This is a genomic window from Massilia sp. LXY-5 (genome assembly GCF_059801075.1).
Map to the genome: position 1 here is coordinate 947,643 of NZ_JBNNEH010000003.1, position 17,827 is coordinate 965,469.

General features: G+C 67.6%; 13 protein-coding genes and 1 other RNA gene. 10 read left to right on the top strand and 4 right to left on the bottom strand.

What is annotated here, in order from left to right:
* Positions 1 to 234: 234 nt before the first annotated feature.
* Complete coding sequence (locus ACI48I_RS13175) at positions 235 to 1,038, bottom strand: transglycosylase SLT domain-containing protein (RefSeq protein WP_498574531.1); 804 nt, start codon at positions 1,036 to 1,038, stop codon at positions 235 to 237.
* A 569-nt stretch (positions 1,039 to 1,607) separates the two neighbouring features.
* Between ACI48I_RS13175 and ubiD the strand changes: the two genes are divergently transcribed.
* The 9 genes from ubiD to ACI48I_RS13220 all read left to right on the top strand — a co-directional run bounded on the left by ubiD (position 1,608) and on the right by ACI48I_RS13220 (position 9,676).
* A complete protein-coding gene (gene ubiD, locus ACI48I_RS13180) occupies positions 1,608 to 3,107 on the top strand; it encodes a 4-hydroxy-3-polyprenylbenzoate decarboxylase (RefSeq protein ID WP_193686484.1) in 1,500 nt (499 codons plus the stop codon).
* 121 nt (positions 3,108 to 3,228) lie between these two features.
* Positions 3,229 to 3,915: a type 1 glutamine amidotransferase domain-containing protein gene (locus ACI48I_RS13185; protein WP_193686483.1), complete on the top strand. Its 687-nt coding sequence runs from the start codon at positions 3,229 to 3,231 to the stop codon at positions 3,913 to 3,915.
* A 53-nt stretch (positions 3,916 to 3,968) separates the two neighbouring features.
* An RNA gene (ffs, locus tag ACI48I_RS13190) (signal recognition particle sRNA small type) lies at positions 3,969 to 4,067 on the top strand.
* 149 nt (positions 4,068 to 4,216) lie between these two features.
* On the top strand, positions 4,217 to 6,388 hold the full coding sequence (locus ACI48I_RS13195) for a DNA polymerase III subunit gamma/tau (RefSeq protein ID WP_498574426.1): 2,172 nt from the start codon (positions 4,217 to 4,219) through the stop codon (positions 6,386 to 6,388).
* Positions 6,389 to 6,425: 37 nt separating this feature from the next.
* A complete protein-coding gene (locus ACI48I_RS13200) occupies positions 6,426 to 6,755 on the top strand; it encodes a YbaB/EbfC family nucleoid-associated protein (protein ID WP_193686481.1) in 330 nt (109 codons plus the stop codon).
* Between the two features lie 10 nt (positions 6,756 to 6,765).
* The gene (locus ACI48I_RS13205) at positions 6,766 to 7,056 is read left to right on the top strand and encodes a YciI family protein (protein WP_193686480.1); all 291 of its coding nucleotides are present in this window, start codon (positions 6,766 to 6,768) and stop codon (positions 7,054 to 7,056) included.
* A 1-nt stretch (position 7,057) separates the two neighbouring features.
* Positions 7,058 to 7,648, top strand: coding sequence for a recombination mediator RecR (gene recR, locus ACI48I_RS13210; RefSeq protein ID WP_193686479.1), 591 nt, complete (start codon positions 7,058 to 7,060; stop codon positions 7,646 to 7,648).
* A 107-nt stretch (positions 7,649 to 7,755) separates the two neighbouring features.
* Positions 7,756 to 8,892, top strand: a complete 1,137-nt coding sequence (locus ACI48I_RS13215; RefSeq protein WP_193686478.1) for a glycosyltransferase family 4 protein — start codon at positions 7,756 to 7,758, stop codon at positions 8,890 to 8,892.
* A complete protein-coding gene (locus ACI48I_RS13220) occupies positions 8,879 to 9,676 on the top strand; it encodes a DUF2334 domain-containing protein (RefSeq protein WP_498574427.1) in 798 nt (265 codons plus the stop codon). The genes ACI48I_RS13215 and ACI48I_RS13220 overlap by 14 nt, the downstream gene beginning before the upstream one ends.
* Positions 9,677 to 9,738: 62 nt before the next feature.
* Here the strand turns inward: ACI48I_RS13220 and ACI48I_RS13225 are convergent, their stop codons facing one another.
* Positions 9,739 to 10,023 (bottom strand): hypothetical protein, encoded by a 285-nt coding sequence (locus ACI48I_RS13225; protein ID WP_193686477.1) that lies wholly within the window; start codon positions 10,021 to 10,023, stop codon positions 9,739 to 9,741.
* A gap of 202 nt (positions 10,024 to 10,225) precedes the next feature.
* Here ACI48I_RS13225 and ACI48I_RS13230 point away from each other — a divergent pair, with 202 nt between their 5' ends.
* Positions 10,226 to 12,646 carry a penicillin acylase family protein gene (locus ACI48I_RS13230; RefSeq protein WP_498574428.1) on the top strand — a complete coding sequence of 807 codons (2,421 nt, stop codon included), beginning with the start codon at positions 10,226 to 10,228 and terminating at the stop codon, positions 12,644 to 12,646.
* A gap of 53 nt (positions 12,647 to 12,699) precedes the next feature.
* On the opposite strand, the gene ACI48I_RS13235 is transcribed toward ACI48I_RS13230, so the two are convergent.
* Entirely contained in the window at positions 12,700 to 14,892 is a 2,193-nt protein-coding gene (locus tag ACI48I_RS13235) for a putative bifunctional diguanylate cyclase/phosphodiesterase (RefSeq protein ID WP_498574532.1), read from the bottom strand.
* A complete protein-coding gene (locus tag ACI48I_RS13240; RefSeq protein ID WP_498574429.1) occupies positions 14,892 to 17,714 on the bottom strand; it encodes a response regulator in 2,823 nt (940 codons plus the stop codon). Before ACI48I_RS13240 ends, ACI48I_RS13235 begins: the two co-directional genes overlap by 1 nt.
* Positions 17,715 to 17,827: the final 113 nt, after the last annotated feature.

The following is a 17,827-nucleotide window of genomic DNA, read 5'->3' on the forward strand; positions in this document are numbered from 1 at the left end:
CGCACCGTAGGGTGGACTCCTGAGTCCACGCGTTCGTGCTCATGCATTGGTATAACGTATCTGCGAGGCCACAAAATGGGTACACAAATGCCGCGGCGAGTATCCACGAGCTGTGGGTATTCGTCTGCACGGGACGCGTGGGCTCAAGAGCCCACCCTACGGTGCGCGATCGTCCCGACTCATCAATAAAAAAGCCACCGCAAGCGGTGGCACGGGGAGTGAGCCTGGGTTGCCTTACAGCGTCGCCAGCGCCTCCGTTTTCGGCTCCGCAGCCGGTTCCGCGGCCTTCGGGGCCGCCGGCGCGGCAGGCGCCGCCTTGACGACCATCTGCGTCGGTGCCGGTGGGGTCACCGTCGGGACCTTCTTGCCACCTGCAACCATTTTCAGTCGCTTGTATTCGGCCAGCACCTTGGCGCCATAACCCGAGTCGTCCTCCATGTCGGCCGCGCCGACATAGGTCTTCAGGCCGCCTTCGACCGAACCCGTGCGCTTCACGTAGTCCTTCAGGATCTGCGCGCCGACACGGATATTGGCGACCGGATCCAGGGCCGCCTCGGCGCCGCCGACTTCCTCGAACTTGTCGTGGTGGACCTTGGCCATCACCTGCATCAGGCCCTTGGCGCCCATCGGGCTTTCCGCGAACGGGTTCAGGCCCGATTCGATGGCCATCACGGCCAGGATCAGCAGGGGATCGAGCTTCATCTCATGGGCCGTCGTGTAGGCCGTCGAAACGAGCATGTTGGCCGCGTCGCCGGCCACCCGGTAGCGCTTGGCGAGCCAGGAGGTGACGTTCTGCTGCTGCTTGCTGTTGGCGAGGACTTTGAGCTCGGCCCGGTCTTGCGTTGCGTCCAGTGCGGCCTCCTTGGCCGGCGCTGGGGTGGCGGTCGCGACGGTTGCACCAGCAGGTGCGGCGGCGACGGTTTCAGAATGCAGCAGTTCCGAAACTTTTTTTGCTGCATCCGGGTTCGTGTAGAGCAGGGTCAGTACTGCCACTGCCGAGAGACCGAACACGGTCAGGGTGTGCTGCATTGTGGTCAACAAACCACGCGCCGTTTTTGCCACTTGTGAAAACGTGACTGGCTGGCTGGCCAATTGGACGAGCTTTGCGCTCGAACCGAACAAACGATTGATCATCGAAGTCCCCTTTGTCGCGGCGAAAAGGATCCCGTCGCGGCGCATGGAGCGCTACGGAGGTACCAATGCCGTGCATCAGAAAAATCGTCAGGGCTTCCAGTGCGGAAGACCAAAACGCCGTCATTGCTTTGCTTCAGCTGGCCGTTGTCCCAGGGCGGGTGCGGTCCAGTGGCTCAACAACTGTCTCGGGGGTTCAGGCAGACGCCTGGTGGAAACACTCCTTAAAAATGTCGTTGGGGCCCCGACCCCGTGAAGTTATGAGAAGCGGCTACAATCTGCTTTTTAAATGGCCGTCTCATCAAGTAGGTGCGATTGTAGGAGGTCGTTTATACCAAGTCAATACTAGCACGAACGCGCCTTATAACTTTTAGATCTGACTTTTCTAGCCACAGCTCAGCAATACCTTGCCAAATCAAACACTTGGCGGCGCAATTTGATTAACCGCAAGCAATCGAAAAAACAAGCAAAACTTGATGAAATATTCAGATCTTCGGGATTTTATGTCCCAACTGCAACTAAATGGTGATCTAAAGCGCGTAACTATGCCGGTTTCGACCCATCTCGAGATGACGGAAGTGGCCGATCGCGTGCTGCGCGCCGGCGGACCGGCCCTTTTGTTCGAAAAACCGACCGGGCCGGGCGGCGTAGCGCATACGATTCCGGTGCTGGCCAACCTGTTCGGCACGCCGCAGCGCGTTGCCCTCGGCATGGGCGCGGACGACGTCAGCGAACTGCGCCGTATTGGCCACGTACTGGCGCGCCTGAAGGAACCCGAGCCGCCGCGCGGCTTCAGGGACATCATGGGCCTCGGCTCCCTCGTCAAGGCAGTCTGGGACATGGCGCCGAAGGAAGTGAAGGGCGCCCCGTGCCAGGAAATCGTCTGGGAAGGGAATGACGTCGACCTGGCTCGCCTGCCGATCCAGCATTGCTGGCCGGGCGACATCGCGCCCCTGATCACCTGGGGTCTGGTGATCACGAAAGGTCCGAACAAGAAACGGCAGAACCTGGGCATCTACCGCCAGCAGGTACTGGGGCCGAACAAGGTCATCATGCGCTGGCTGGCCCACCGCGGCGGCGCGCTCGACTTCCGCGAACATGCGATCGCCAATCCGGGCCAGCCGTATCCGGTGGCCGTCGCCCTGGGCGCCGACCCGGCCACCATCCTCGGCGCGGTCACGCCGGTGCCGGACAGCCTGTCGGAATACCAGTTTGCCGGCCTGCTGCGCGGCCAGCGTACGACGCTGACGAAAGCCATCGGCAGCGAACTGCGCGTGCCGGCCTCGGCCGAGATCGTACTGGAAGGCCATATCTATCCGGATGCGAACCACCCGTCGGGCTTCGAGCATGCGCTGGAGGGGCCGTACGGCGACCATACCGGCTATTACAACGAGCAGGACAGTTTTCCGGTGTTCACGATCGACCGCATCACGATGCGGCGCGACCCGATCTACCACTCGACCTATACGGGCAAACCGCCCGACGAGCCGGCCGTGCTGGGCGTGGCGCTGAACGAGGTCTTCATTCCGCTGCTGCAAAAACAGTTCAGCGAGATCACGGACTTTTATCTGCCGCCGGAAGGCTGCAGCTACCGCATGGCCGTGGTGCAGATGAAGAAGCAGTACGCCGGGCACGCCAAGCGCGTCATGTTCGGGGTCTGGAGTTTCCTGCGCCAGTTCATGTATACGAAGTTCATCGTCGTGGTCGACGAAGATGTCGACGTGCGCGACTGGAAAGAGGTCATCTGGGCGATCACGACCCGGGTCGATCCGACGCGCGACACGGTACTGGTCGATAACACGCCCATCGATTACCTCGACTTCGCCTCGCCGATCAGCGGCCTCGGCAGCAAGATGGGTATTGATGCCACCAATAAATGGCCGGGGGAGACGAACCGGGAGTGGGGCACGCCGATCGTGATGTCACCGGAGATCAAGACGCGGGTGGATGCGATCTGGCAGGAGTTGGGACTGTAAGGCGGGGACTGTAAGGCGGGGACTGTAAGGCGGGGCTTGTAAGGAGAGCGCCTTGCGTGCGTCGCGCGGAGCGCCGTCCGGGTAGACTCGACCTTTGATCATGAACGCTCAAGGAGGCTCGATGAATATCCTGATGGTGCTGACCTCGCACGACCGCCTCGGCGACACCGGCAAGAAAACCGGCTTCTGGCTGGAAGAGTTCGCCGCTCCCTATTATGTATTCAAGGACGCCGGTGCGACCCTGACCCTGGCTTCGCCGCAGGGCGGCCAGCCGCCGCTCGACCCGAAGAGCGACGAACCGGATGCGCAGACCGAGGCGACCCGCCGTTTCCGCGGCGATCCTGCCGCACAAAAGGCGCTGGCGACCACCGTGAAACTGTCCGGCGTATCGGCAGAGAGTTTTGATGCCGTTTTCTATCCCGGCGGCCACGGTCCGCTGTGGGACCTGGCACAGGATGCCGATTCGATCCGCCTGATCGAAACGATGGCCGCCAGCGGCAAGCCGGTCGCCGCCGTCTGCCACGCGCCGGGCGTGCTGGGCCGCGTCAAGGGGCCCGATGGGGCGCCGCTGGTGAAGGGCAAGCGCGTCACCGGTTTTACTAATACGGAAGAGGCCGCCGTCGGCCTGACCGAGATCGTGCCCTTCCTGGTGGAGGACATGCTGGTGAAAAACGGTGGCCAGTACAGCAAGGCAGGGGACTGGGAGCCGTATGTGGTCACCGACGGCTTGCTCGTTACCGGGCAGAATCCGGCATCGTCCGAGCCCGGCGCGCATGCCCTGCTGGCGCTGCTGAAACAGGGGCGCTGAGGCAGTTGCAAAGACCGGCCCCAAAACGCGCGGGGTCGGTTATAATGGCCGCTGGCGGGCCCCTGCGCATTGTGGCATGGTTTACCTGGTCAGGTCGGGAACGAAGCAGCCAAAGCCGTTCACCGCAAGTGCCGCAGATCAGGCTCGCCTCCTTCGTTTTCTCTTCCGTTTCATCTCTCTCCATTCCCTTGCTGTTCTGTTGCTGCCGCTGCACGCCTGCCGCGTGACCATGTCTGCCTGGCACGAGTAGACCTCTTCCTTGATTGTTCGCGCCGAGGCCCAACTGCGGTAAAATCGCGGTATGTCCTATCAAGTCCTCGCCCGCAAATACCGCCCCAAGAACTTCGAAACGCTGGTCGGCCAGGAGCACGTCGTGCGCGCGCTCACCCATGCGCTCGACACGGGCCGCCTGCACCACGCCTACCTGTTCACGGGCACCCGCGGCGTCGGCAAGACGACGCTCTCGCGTATCCTTGCCAAGTCGCTCAACTGCACCGGCCCTGACGGCACGGGCGGCATCACGGCCCAGCCTTGCGGAGTGTGCGAAGCCTGCCGCGCGATCGACGCCGGCCGCTTCGTCGACTATATAGAGATGGACGCCGCCTCCAACCGCGGCGTCGACGAGATGGCCCAGCTGCTCGAGCAGGCCGTCTACGCACCGAGCAATGCACGCTTCAAGGTCTACATGATCGACGAGGTGCACATGCTGACCAATCACGCGTTCAACTCGATGCTGAAAACGCTCGAGGAACCGCCCGAGCACGTCAAGTTCATCCTCGCCACCACCGACCCGCAAAAGATCCCGGTCACGGTGCTGTCGCGATGCCTGCAGTTCAACCTGAAGCAGATGCCGCCGGGCCACATCGTCGGCCACCTGGAAAACATTTTGGGCCAGGAAGGCGTGAACTTCGAACAGCCGGCGCTGCGCCTGCTGGCGCAAGGCGCGCACGGCTCGATGCGCGATGCGCTCTCGCTGACCGACCAGGCGATCGCCTATGCGGCCGGCGCCGTGACGCTGGAAGCCGTGCAGGGCATGCTCGGCGCGCTCGACCAGTCCTACCTGGTGCGCCTGCTCGATGCCCTGGCGAACGAGAACGGCGCCGACCTGCTGGCCGTGGCCGACGAGATGGCCAGCCGCAGCCTGTCGTACAACGGTGCGCTGCAGGACCTCGGCACCTTGCTGCACCGGATCGCGCTGGCGCAGTCGGTGCCGGCCGCGGTGCCGCAGGATTTGCCCGAACTCGCCGACATCCTGCGCCTGGCCGAAGCCTTCGATCCGCAGGAAGTGCAGCTGTTCTACCAGATCGCCGTGCACGGCCGGAACGAAATCGGCCTCGCGCCGGACGAGTACGCCGGTTTCACCATGACCCTGCTGCGCATGCTGGCCTTCCGGCCGGGGCAGGGCGGGGCCGAGCGCATTGCTGCGCCGGCTGCCGCGGCCGCGCCGCGGGCGGCGGCACCGGCGGCGCGTGCCGCGTCGGCGGCTGGTGCCAGCCCGGCCGCTGCGGCAGCCACCGCAGCCACCCCGGCTGCAGCGCCTCAGCGTCCGGCTGCACCAGCCAGCCAGGCGCCGGCCGATCGCGGCCCGGCCAACCCGGCGCCCGCCATGAATTCGGCGCGCGCCGCGATCAATGCCGCGCTGGAAGCGGCCCGTGCCGCCTCCGGCCAGCGTGCGCCGGCCAAGCGTCCGGGCGCCGATGCGGCACCGCCAGCACCTGCGGCGCCTTCGGCTCCGGCAGCACCGGCGCGTCCGATCAACGTCGGTCCTGCCGGCGGCCAGCCTGGCGCCGGCCCGGCGCCGTCCGCGCCGGCGGCGCAGGCCACGCGTCCGGCTGCACCGCCCCCGCCGTGGGCTGGAGCTCAGCCGCAGCAGCCGCAGGCCATTGCCCGTCCGCAGGCACAGGGCCAGCAGCAGGCCGAGCGCGACGACGATGGACCGCCATCCTGGGTCACCGAATTTTCCGACGACACCGCCGTCGCCAACGAAGCCGCTGCCGTCGCTGCACCGGTCAGCGCGCCCGCAAGCAGCCGCGCGCCAGCCAAAGCGCCGCACGAATATGTAGTCACGCCGGTGCCGGCGCTCGACTGGGACGGCAACTGGCCGGCGCTGGCCGCCACGCTGCCGCTGCGCGGCGTGTCGCAGCAGCTGGCCCTGCAGACCGAACTGATCGACTGCCATGCCGATGCGGGTTCGGCCCTGTTCCGCCTGCGCGTGCCGGTCGACACCCTGCGCGCCAGCGGCAACAGCGAAAAGCTGCAGGCGGCCTTGCAGGAGATTTTTGCCGGCAAGCGCATCACGGTCGAGACCGAGATCGGTCCGGTCTGGTACACGGCCAGCGCCGAAGCCAAGGCCGCGCGCGAAGAGCGCCAGCGCCTGGCCGAAGCCATCGTCGCCGGCGACCCCTTCGTGCAGGAGATGGAACGCGTGCTGGGCGCCTTTGTCGTGCCCGGCTCGGTGCGTCCGCCGGTCTGAACACCCACTTTCAATCGATTTACTGGAGAACCACACCATGATGAAAAACCAGCTCGCAGGCTTGATGAAACAGGCGCAAGCCATGCAGGACAACATGAAGAAGGCGCAAGAGCAGCTGGCCCTCATCGAAGTCGAAGGCCAGTCGGGCGCCGGCCTGGTGAAGGTCACGATGACCTGCAAGAACGACGTCAAGCGCGTACAGATCGATCCGTCGCTGCTGGCCGACGACAAGGACATGCTGGAAGACCTGGTCGCCGCCGCCTTCAACGACGCCGTGCGCAAGGCCGAAGCGACCTCCGCCGAAAAGATGAGCGGCCTGACCGCCGGCATGCCTGGCCTGCCGCCCGGCTTCAAGATGCCGTTCTGATCGCGGCCTGATGTTTATTGTCTCGCTCACCTATACCGCGCCGCTCGCGAAGATCGACGCGCGCCTGGCCGCGCATCGCGAGTGGCTGGCGGGGCAGTACGCGGCCGGCATCTTCCTGATGTCCGGCGCCAGGGTGCCGCGCGACGGCGGCATCATCCTCGCGCGCGCGCCCAGCCGCGGGGCGCTGGAGCGGATCCTGAGCGAAGACCCGTTCGCGCTGGCCGACCTGGCGCGCTACGAGATCACCGAATTCACCCCGACCATGACGGCCGAGGCCTTCGACGCCTGGCGCGGGGTCTAGCGTGTCCAAATCCCTCGACTTCCTGACCGAGGCGCTGCGCCGCCTGCCGGGCATCGGTCCCAAGTCCGCCCAGCGCATGGCCTTCCACCTGCTGCAGCACGACCGCGAAGGGGCGGCGATGCTGTCGCGCGCGCTCTACCAGGCGGTCGACTCGGTGCACCATTGCGCCATGTGCAATACCTTCGCCGACACGGAGGTCTGCGAGATGTGCGCCGACGATGCGCGCGACCGCTCGCTGCTGTGCATCGTCGAAACCCCGGCCGACCAGATCATGATCGAGCAGACCTTGACCTACAAGGGCTTGTACTTCGTGCTGATGGGGCGCCTGTCGCCGCTGGACGGCATCGGGCCGAAGGACCTGCACCTCGACAAGCTCGTCGGCCGCGCGGCCGACGGCGTCGTCGTCGAAGTGGTGTTGGCGACCAATTTCACGAACGAAGGCGAAGCGACCGCGCACTACATCAGCGAAATGCTGAAGGCGCGCGGGTTGAAGGTCAGCCGCCTCGCGCGCGGCGTGCCCGTGGGCGGCGAGCTCGAGTATGTCGACGCCGGCACGATAGCGCGCGCCATGCTCGACCGCCGCAGCGCATAATCTTGAACAGATCCCACTAAGCAGCGGCGCCAGTGGCGTTTGCGTGCGCGCAATCCAGATCGAAAGTCCGCTGCTATCGTGGGCTGAATCCAAGCGGACCTGCGAGCATGCACCTAGTCGACATCACGATGTTCTACGCCGCCGAAGGCAACGGCGTGAGCACCTACCTGAACGCCAAGGCACGCTGGCTGGCGCGGAACAGCCGCGTCCGGCACACCATCCTCAGCCCGAACGTCGACAGCGGCGGCGATGCGCCGGCGCTGGTGCGCGTGCCGGCCTTTGCGCTACCCGGCATCAACGGCTTCCGCATGCCGACCTCGGTACGCGCGCCCGCACGCCTGCTGCGCCAGGCGAAACCCGACCTGATCGAAGCCGGCGATGCCGGCCACAGCGCCTGGGCCGCCTTGCAACTGCGTCGTCGCCTCGGCGTGCCTGCGATCGCCTTCTACCATTCCGACCTGCCGCGCCTGGTGGGGCCGCGCTTCGGCCACACTGCGGAGGGCGTCACCTGCAAATACCTGTCCCATTTATACCGCCAGTTCGACCTCGTGCTCGCGCCCAGCCGCGTCATGGTCGAGCAGCTGCACGCGATGGGCGTGCCGGACGCCTGCCACCAGCCGCTCGGCATCGACAGCAGCGTCTTCCATCCGGCGCGCCGGGTCGAGACCCTGCGCGCGCACCTGCGCCTGCCCGACAATGCGCGCCTGCTGGTGTATGCGGGGCGTTTCACGGCGGAGAAGAAACTGCCGCTGCTGATCGACGCAGTGCGCAAACTCGGCCGGCCGTATCATTTGCTGATGATCGGCGGCGGACTCGAACTGCCGCGCTACCCGCAGATCACCTATGTTCCCTTCAAGCGCAACCAGCGCCACCTGGCGCGCCTGCTGGCCAGCTGCGACGTGCTGGTCCATCCGGGCGACCGCGAAACCTTCGGCCTGATCGTGCTGGAAGCGATGGCCTGCGGCCTGCCGGTCGTGGCCACCAGCGGCGGCGGCGTGGCCGAGCTGGTCGACGAGCACACCGGCCTGCTGGCCGAGCCGAACTGCGTCGACAGCCTGGCCGGCGCCATCGAAGCCGCCTACGCGCGCGACCTGGGAACGATGGGGGCCAACGCGCGGCGCAAGGCGGCGGAGTGTTACGACTGGAACCAGATCCTGCCGCAGGTGATGCGGCGCTACCACGCCGTGCTCGGCACGCGCGGGCAGGACGAACCCGGAGCGAGGAGCATCTGTGTCACCGATTGAACGCCGTCTGCCGGCCGAGGAAGCACCCATGCTGTGCGTGTCGATCCACGACGTCGCGCCCGGCACCTGGGAGGAGTGCGCGCGCCTGGCGCGGGCCATGCGCAGCGTCGCCGAGATGCGCCTGACCTGGCTGGTCGTGCCGCGCTACCACGACCGTGTCGAGGACGAGCGCGCGATGCGCCGTGGGCTCGATGCGGCGCTGGAGCGCGGCGATGAGCTGGCGCTGCACGGCTATACCCACCTCGACACCGCGCGCAGGGCGGATGGCTTGCGCCAGCGTTTCCTGCGCGGCGTCTACACCCAGCGCGAAGGCGAGTTCGCGGCGCTGGCCGCCGAGGAGGCGCGCGAGCGGATCGCGCTCGGCCTCGAATGGTTCCGCCAGCGCGACTGGCCGGTCGCCGGCTTCGTGCCGCCGGCCTGGCTGCTCGGGGAGGCCGCCTGGCGTGTGCTGCCGGAGTTCGCGTTTTCGTACACGACCACGTTTACGCGCTTTCACCTGCTGCGCCAGGGCCGCTCGGTGTTCGCGCCTTCGCTCGTGTACACGGCGAGGAACCGGACGGGGAGGGCCGTGTCGCCGGTCCTGGCGAGTGCGGCCGCGCGCTGCCTGGCAGGCGGGCCGCTGATGCGCCTGTCGCTGCACCCGCCGGACGTGCGCCATCCGCACCTGGTCGCGCATGCCCAGCGCCTGGTAGAGCGCATGCTGGCCACGCGCGAGGCGGTCACGAAAGCCGAGTGCGCGCGGCGCCTGCTGGCGCTGTCACCGGCGCCGCTGTATCCGGCGTAGGAAGGCATACCTTACCTTGGCGTTCCGGGCGCCGGGTCAGGCGCCCAGGATGATCCGGCTGCCTACCAGCCGCGCCCCCAGAATCCGCCGCCCCAGTAGCGTCCGCCCCAGCCCGGACCATATCCGGGATAGCCGTTGCCGTAACGCTGCATCTCATCCTTGGCGCTCAGGCTGATGATGCAGTTGCGCCATTGGTCGGATTGCTGGGCATAGCCGAGCCGGTCGCAGGCCGGTCCGTAGATGGCGATCATCTCCGCCATTTCCGCCTGTTTGCGCGCCGCCCGTTCCTGCGGAGTGGCGCAGGCGCTCAGCAGTAGCACTGCCGAAAGGACGATGTAAGTACGCATTGCGAGCTCCTTTGCGGTGAACACTTCACCGGATTCGAGCTTAGCGCAAGAAGCAGAACACTGCTCGATCCGCTCCAATCGGGCGCCCCTTTCACGCGCACCTTTCAAGGTTCATGCGCGGCGCATGGAATCGCGGCCATGGCTATCTCAAGTGTGGTTTTTCTGGCAAGATCATCCGGACAAACAAAACACCGGGGGAGCGATGCGAGCACGCCGCTGGAAAGCCTGGACCTGGCGCCTGGCGCTCATCCTGCCCGGCCTGGCGCTGCTGGCCTGCCTCGGCGCCTGGCTCCTGCTGCGCGCCAGCCTGGCGCAAGGCGACGGCAGGCGCGAGGTGGCGGGCATCGCGCGCCCGGTCACGGTTGCGCGCGACGAAGCCGGCGTACCGCTGATCCGCGGCAGCAGCCGCCTCGATGTCGCCTGGGCCACCGGATTCGTCCATGCCCAGGAACGCTTTTTCCAGATGGACCTGCTGCGCCGCACCGCCGGCGGCGAGCTGGCCGAGCTGTTCGGACCGCGCGCGCTGCCGCTCGACCGCGCGCGCCGCCTGCACCGCTTCCGCGCCCGTGCCGCGCGCGCGCTCGCCGACCTGGCGCCGGCCGAGCGCGCCTTCGTCGACCGCTACGTGGCCGGCGTCAACGCAGGCATGGGCGCGCTCGGTGCGCGGCCTTTCGAATACCTGTTGACAGGCACCGCACCGGCGCCCTGGCGCGCCGAGGATTCGCTGCTGGCGGTGTGGGCGATGTTCATCGACCTGCAGGGCAGCCAGGAGCCGCGCGAACTCGCGCGCGGCTGGCTGCGCGAGCACAGCGATGCCGCGCAGCTGGCCTTCCTGCTGCCGCAGGCGACGCATTGGGACGCGCCGCTCGATGCCGCCGGCGCACCTTCCGAAGCGCCGCTGCCGGCGAGGGCACCCGCCTGGTGGGGCGCCAGGCCGGCGCAGTCAGCGCCGCTGGCCCTGCTCGGACGCGGCGATATGGTCGGCAGCAATAATTATGCGATCGCCGGCAGCCGCAGCACGACGGGTGCGGCGATCGTCGCCGACGACATGCACCTGGGCCTGCAGTTGCCGAACATCTGGTACCGGCTGGCGTTCGTGTATCCGGACGGGCATGGCGGCGAGCGCCGCCTGGTCGGGGTGACGCTGCCGGGCGCGCCGCCGCTGGTCATCGCCGGCAGCAACGGCAAGGTGGCCTGGGGGTTCACCAACAGCTATGGCGATTACCTGGACCTGGTCGAAGTCGGGTTCGACCCTGCGCATCCCGGGCAGGTGCGCACGCCCCAGGGCTGGGAACAGCCGGTGGAACGCGTCGAGACGATCGCCGTGAAGGGCGCGCCGGCCGAGCAGCTGACCGTGCGCGAGACCGGCCTCGGGCCGCTGCGCCAGGCCGGCGGCAAGACCTGGGCCCTGCACTGGGTCGCGCACGCGCCGGGCGCCGTCAACCTGAATCACCTGCGCCTGGAGGAGGCGGCCTCGCTCGAGGCGGCGCTGGCGATCGCCGCGAGCGACGGCATCCCGGCCCAGAATTTCGTCGCCGGCGACGCCGCCGGGAATATCGGCTGGACGATCGCCGGCCGCCTGCCGCGTCGCGCCGCCGATGTGTACGGCGCCAGCTTCCCGCTGGCCGCCGGCGCCGCCACGCCGACCTGGGATGGCTTGCTGGCCCGGGAAAGCTATCCGCGCGTGGTCAATCCGCGTGACGGCCAGCTCTCGACGGCCAACAATCGCCAGTTGATGGGAGCGCAGAGCGCACTGCTCGGCGACGGCGGCTTCGACCTCGGGGCGCGCGGCAGCCAGCTGCGCGACCGCCTGCGCCGCCTCGGCCCGCGCACCGACGAACAGGGCGCCTTTGCGGTGGCGCTCGACGACCGCGCGCTCTTCATCGCGGACTGGCGCCGGCGCGCGCTCGCCGTGCTCGACCAGGCGGCGATCGCGGACCACCCGCGCCGCGCCGCCTTCCGCCGCCTGCTGGAGACCAGCTGGAACGGCCATGCCGACGTCGATTCGGTCGGTTACCGGCTGGCGCGCAACTTCATGTGGGCGCTGCACGATATCCTGTTCGAAGGCCTCGATGCGCAACTGGCGAATCTTGACCCGAAGGCGGCGATGGCGCTGGCCAATCCGCGCTGGCCGGCCCTGGTTGCGCGCCTGCTCGACGAAGGGCCGGCCGGCTGGCTGCCGCCGGGGCAGGGCAGCTGGCGCGCGCTGCAGCTGGCCGCGATCGACCGCGTCCTCTCCGAGCTCGAGGCCGCGGGCGTGCCGCTCGAGCGGGCGACCTGGGGCGCGCGCAACCGGGCGGCGTTTGCCCATCCGATCGCGCTGACGCTGCCCTTTCTCGGCGCCTGGCTCGGCGTGCCGCCCGACCAGCTGGCCGGCGACGCCCACATGCCGCGCGTGGCCGGGCCGAAGTTCGGACAGTCGGAACGGATGACGGTGTCGCCCGGACACGAGGAGGAGGGACTGTTCAACATGCCCGGCGGGCAGAGCGGCCATCCGCTGTCGCCTTATTTCCTGCACGGGCATGCCGACTGGGTGCAGGGCCGGCCCGTGCCGTTGCTGCCCGGGCCGGCGCGCCATACCCTGACGCTGGTGCCGGCGCGCGATGTCACCCTGCCGCGCTAACGCGTGGGCGGCGCCAGGCGCAGGTGCCGGGCGTCCGGGTGGAGCCGCCCAGCCTACGGCGATGGCAGTGCCGGCAGCGCCGGCAGTGTCGCTTTGAGCTGGCCAAGCATCTGGGTGATGGTGTCGGCGCTCGACGGATGGCCGAGGAAGTAGCCCTGCACCAGGTCGCAGCCGTACTCTTCGAGCAGCACCAGCTGCTCGTCGGTCTCGACCCCTTCGGCCACCACCGCCATTTTCAGGCCATGGGCCATGGCGATGATGGCGCGCGTGATCGCCGCGTTCTCCGAGTCCTGCGGCAGGCCGCAGATGAAGCTGCGGTCGATTTTGAGGGCGCGCACATCGAAGCGCTTCAAATAATTCATCGACGAGTAGCCGGTGCCGAAATCGTCGATCGACAGGTAGACGCCGATGCCGCGCAGCTGCTCGAGCGTGGCCAGGGTCGCCTTGGCGTCGTCCATCAGCGTGCCCTCGGTCAGCTCGAGTTCGAGCAGTTTGGGGTCGAGCCCCGTCTCGTCGAGTGCGGAGAGCACGATCTGCGACAGGTTCTCGTCCTTGAACTGTTTGGCCGACAGGTTCACCGCCATCCGCACCGAACGGTGCAGGGCGCGCTGCCAGGCGCGCGCCTGGTTGCAGGCGGTGCGCAGCACCCATTCGCCGATCGGCACGATCAGGCCCGTTTCCTCGGCCAGCGGAATGAATTCGGTCGGCGAGATGATGCCGCGCTCCGGATGGCGCCAGCGCACCAGGGCCTCGACGCCGACGATCTCGAGCGAACGCACGTCGAGCTGCGGCTGGTACAGCAGGTACAGCTCGTTGTTCTGCAAGGCCTTGCGCAGGCCGACTTCGAGCTTCACATGGCTCATGATCTGCATGGTCAGCGAAGAGCTGTACAGCTTGGCGTTGTTCTTGCCGCAGTTCTTGGCGTGGTACATGGCCGTGTCGGCAAACTTGAGCAGCGAATTGCAGTCGTCGCCGTCTTCCGGGAACAGCGAGATGCCGATGCTGGCGGTGACGAAGATCTCGTTGCCGTCGATGAGGAAGGGGCGGCGCATCGCTTCCTTCACCCGGTGCGCGACATTCAGGGCATGCTCGACGCGCTCGAGGTCGGGAATCAGGATCGTGAATTCGTCACCGCCCAGGCGCGCCAGGTTGGTGGCCGAGGACACGTGGGCGGGAACCTCGTTGTTCACCTCTTCGGGCAGCGCTTCGCTCCGCGAGACCAGGTCGCTCGGCCGGATCGTCTCGCGCAGGCGCTCGGAGACGATCTTCAACAGGTGGTCGCCGACGTTGTGCCCGAGCGTGTCGTTGATGCGTTTGAAGGCGTCGAGGTCCATGAACAGGACCGCGAACTTCTTGTTGCCGACTTTCGAGCGCTGCAGTTCGCGTTCCAGCGTCTCGAGGAAGGCCTGGCGGTTCGGAATGCCGGTCAGGCTGTCGCAATACGCCAGGCGCCGGATCTGCTCTTCGCTGCGCTTCCGCTCGCTGATGTCGCGCACCAGGCCCAGCACCTCGGACGGTCCGGTCGCCACCAGGCGCGCCTCGAAATGCTGGGCCGCACCGAAGCGAATCAATTCATATTCGATCGAGCGGATCTGCCGGGTACGGAGCGCGTCCTGCAGCTGCTCCATCACGCGGCCGGCGATCTCCTTCGGCAGCACCTCCGAGAGGTGGCGGCCGACGCAGCGCTCGCTGGTGAAGGGCACCGCGCCGTCGCGCTCGCGGCTGGGAAAGCCGCGGCCCGGTTCGTAATCGAGATAAAAGCCGTCGCGGTTCATGCGGAAGAAGGTGTCCGGAATTGCCGCCAGCACGGCGCGATTCTGCGCATCCGCAATCCTCAGGCGCGCGATGGCGTCGCTGGCGCGCAGTACGTAGAGCACGCGGTGGCCGAGGATCGGCCAGTTGATCGGCTTCGAGACGAAGTCGGTGGCGCCGGCCTCGTAGGCGCTGGTCACCGCTTCGATGTCGTCGCCGCCGGTCACCATCACGATCGGCACCGAGGCGCCCGCACCCTCGCTGCGGCGGATCGCGCGGCAGGCGGCAAAGCCGTCCAGGTGCGGCATCTCGACGTCCATCAGGATCAGGTCGGGCCGGCGCTGCATCGCCAGGGCCAGTGCCTCGCGTCCGTCCGCCGCTTCGATGCCCTCCAGGCCGACCTGCTGCAGCATCTCGAGCATCAGGAGACGCATCACCGGATCGTCGTCGGCCACCAGCACGACACCGCGTTGTAGGGATGGGGAGGCTGGCATCATGTTTCCTTCACTAGCATGGTGTTCAGTGACTGCTGCACCGCCAGGAATTCTTCTTCCATGTCGGTCAGCAGGGTGGCCGCGCCGTCGACGCTGGCGTTGCGGCCCATCTGTTCGAGGTCCTTGCACAGGCGCGCCAGCGTCTCGGCGCCGACATTCGCGCTGGCCGACTTCAGGCTGTGCGCGACGCGGCGCACGGTATCGGCGTCCTCCCCGCCGACGGCCTGGCGCAGGGCGCGCAGGTGCTGCGGGGTGTCGCCGACATAGGCGGCAATCACCTTCTGCACCAGGGCGTCGCCGCCTTGCTGGCTGAGCGCGCGGATGTTCTCCAGCGCCCTGGCGTTGATGACGTCGCGCTGGATCACTTCGCGGACTTCCGGCGGCAGGGTCGGCACGGCCTCGTCGTGGTGCACGCTGGCCGCCAGCGGCATGGCGATCCAGCGTCCGATCACGCCGGCCAGTTCGGCCTGGGTGAACGGTTTCGACAGGTAGTCGTCCATGCCGGCCGCGAGGCAGGCTTCGCGGTCGCCCTGCAGCGCATTCGCGGTGATCGCGATGACCGGCAGCGTGCGCGGGCGGCCCGCCTCCTGCTCCTCGCGCCGGATCGCCGCGGTGGCGGCAAAACCGTCCATCACCGGCATCTGGCAATCCATCAGCACCGCCTCGAAGCGAGTGGTGCGCGCGGCCTCCAAGGCCTGGAGACCGTTCTGTGCTACTTGCGCCTGCAGGCCGAGGCTCTCCAGCATCGCTTTCGCCACTTCGACGTTCACGGGATTGTCCTCGGCCAGCAGCACGCGCCGCACGCGCCCCGATCCTTCGCCGCGCTCGACCTTCGTCTGCGGCGGCGGCAGGAACTGCGGCGCCGGCGCAGTCGCCCCGCGCGGCCGGGTGCCGAGGCAGGCGAACAGGTCGGCCGCGCGCGCCGGCTCGATCAGCTGGTAGGCCACGCCCGCTTCGCGCCGCTGCACCGGGTCGGCCGCCAGGCGTTCGGGGCTGAGCAGGATGATGCGGGTCGGACGCGTGAGCGGGTCGGCCTTGATGGTCGCGGCCAGCAGCAGGCCGCTCGACTGGCTCAGCTCCATGTTCAGCACCGCGGCATCGAAGGGCTTGCCGGCGCGCGCGTCGCTCGCCAGGCGCTCGAGGGCGGCACGCGCGCTGGCGGCTTCCTCGCACACCAGTTCCCAGTCCGCCAGGTGGCGGGCCAGGGCGACGCGCGTGGTCTCGTCCTCATCGACCACCAGCACGCGCATCCCGCTCAGGGGGTGCTGCTGCCCGCCGGGCGCGTCCGGATCGACGCGGCGCTTGTCGAAGCTGACCGTGAACCAGAACACCGACCCCTGTTTGGCGCCGTTGTCGACCCCGATCGCGCCGCCCATCAGTTCCACCAGCTGCCTGGAGATCGCCAGGCCCAGGCCCGTGCCGCCGAACTTGCGGGTGGTCGAATCGTCGGCCTGCGAGAATGCCTCGAACAGGCGTCCGCGCGCTTCGCGCGAAATGCCGATGCCGGTATCGTGGACCTCGAAGCGCAGCATCACCGCCTGGCTGTCTTCGCTCGCCACGCGCACGCGCGCCTCGATCCGGCCCTGCTCGGTGAACTTGATGGCGTTGCCGAGCAGGTTGGCCATGATCTGGCGCAGCCGGTTCGGGTCGCCGCAGATCGCGACCGGGATGTCGTTGGCGATGTCGAAGTCGAGCGCGATGCCCTTGTGCTGGGCCTGCGGCGTGTAGACCGTGTGGATGTCGTCCAGCAGGTCCCACAGGTTGAAATTGATGTATTCGATGGTGAGCTTGCCGGCCTCGATCTTCGAAAAATCGAGGATGTCGTTGATGATCACCAGCAGGTGCTCGCCCGAGCGCTTGACCAGGCGCGTGTAGTTGCGCTGGACCTCGGTGAGATGGGTCCCGAGCAGCATCTCGGTCATGCCCAGCACGCCGTTCATCGGGGTGCGGATCTCGTGGCTCATCGTGGCGAGGAAGGCGCTTTTTGCGCGGCTGGCCGCCTCGGCGGCGTTCTTGGCCCGTTCGAGCTGCTCGGTGCGCACCGACACCTGGCGTTCGAGTTCGTCGCGGTGCAGGCTGAGGGCGGCGCCGCGGCCTTCGATCTGGGCCAGCATGTCGTTGAAGCTGTTGATCAGGGTGCCGAGTTCGTCGCGCCGTTCGTGCGGCACGCGCAGCGTGTAGTTCTGGCTGCTCGACACCTCTTGCGCGGTCTGTATCAGTTTCGTCACCGGGGCCGCGATGCTGCGGGTTAAACGCCGCGCCAGCACCAGCGATACCAGCAGCGATGCGCACATCGCCGCGCCCAGCACCCCGACGCTGCGCAGGATGTCGCGCCACATCGGCCGCAGGTCGGCTTCGATCACCAGCACCCCGACCTGGGCCTTGGCGCCTGCCACCTGCCGGTACAGGCGCATGCGTGGCGACCACAGGCGGGCGGTGTCGAGGTTCGCCAGTGCCAGCGTTTCCTCGTCGATCGTTTCGAGGGTGGCCGCCGGGTCCCCTCCGGCGTGGGCGGGGGCGCTGTAGGCGGCGAACAGCTTGCCCTTGCGGTCGTACAGCGCGGCCTGGGAGATTTCGCCCTTCGCTTCGAGCGAGGCGAGCAGGGTGCGCGCCAGGCTGCGGTCGTTGAACACGAGCGCGTCGGCGCTGTTGGCGGCCACCACGCCGGCCAGCGAGGACAGCTGCCGGCCCTCGTTTGCGCGCCCGTTCAGCACCGAGGCGACCGTAAAGGCGACGAAGACGCAGGCCAGGGCGACGCCGGTCGACAGCATCGACATCGTCGTCAGCTTGCGGTACAGGCTGGAGCGCGCGGAATTCAGCATAGAAGCATGGATGCGATCTGCGGAAGCGGCATGGCGGCACGGGCCGGCGCCGTTGAGCGAGCGCATGCCCTCCTTGCAGAAATGCAAATTCCTGCAGGAAAAAATATTACGGT

What these genes read in the sequence shown, in the direction of transcription:
- ACI48I_RS13215 (WP_193686478.1), top strand. Translation starts at nt 7,756, where the DNA reads ATGCACCTAGTCGACATCACGATGTTCTACGCCGCCGAAGGCAACGGC.
- ACI48I_RS13200 (WP_193686481.1), top strand. Translation starts at nt 6,426, where the DNA reads ATGATGAAAAACCAGCTCGCAGGCTTGATGAAACAGGCGCAAGCCATG.
- ACI48I_RS13230 (WP_498574428.1), top strand. Translation starts at nt 10,226, where the DNA reads ATGCGAGCACGCCGCTGGAAAGCCTGGACCTGGCGCCTGGCGCTCATC.
- ACI48I_RS13195 (WP_498574426.1), top strand. Translation starts at nt 4,217, where the DNA reads ATGTCCTATCAAGTCCTCGCCCGCAAATACCGCCCCAAGAACTTCGAA.
- ubiD (WP_193686484.1), top strand. Translation starts at nt 1,608, where the DNA reads ATGAAATATTCAGATCTTCGGGATTTTATGTCCCAACTGCAACTAAAT.
- ACI48I_RS13240 (WP_498574429.1), bottom strand. Translation starts at nt 17,714, where the DNA reads ATGCTGAATTCCGCGCGCTCCAGCCTGTACCGCAAGCTGACGACGATG.
- ACI48I_RS13185 (WP_193686483.1), top strand. Translation starts at nt 3,229, where the DNA reads ATGAATATCCTGATGGTGCTGACCTCGCACGACCGCCTCGGCGACACC.
- ACI48I_RS13205 (WP_193686480.1), top strand. Translation starts at nt 6,766, where the DNA reads ATGTTTATTGTCTCGCTCACCTATACCGCGCCGCTCGCGAAGATCGAC.
- ACI48I_RS13225 (WP_193686477.1), bottom strand. Translation starts at nt 10,023, where the DNA reads ATGCGTACTTACATCGTCCTTTCGGCAGTGCTACTGCTGAGCGCCTGC.
- ACI48I_RS13235 (WP_498574532.1), bottom strand. Translation starts at nt 14,892, where the DNA reads ATGCCAGCCTCCCCATCCCTACAACGCGGTGTCGTGCTGGTGGCCGAC.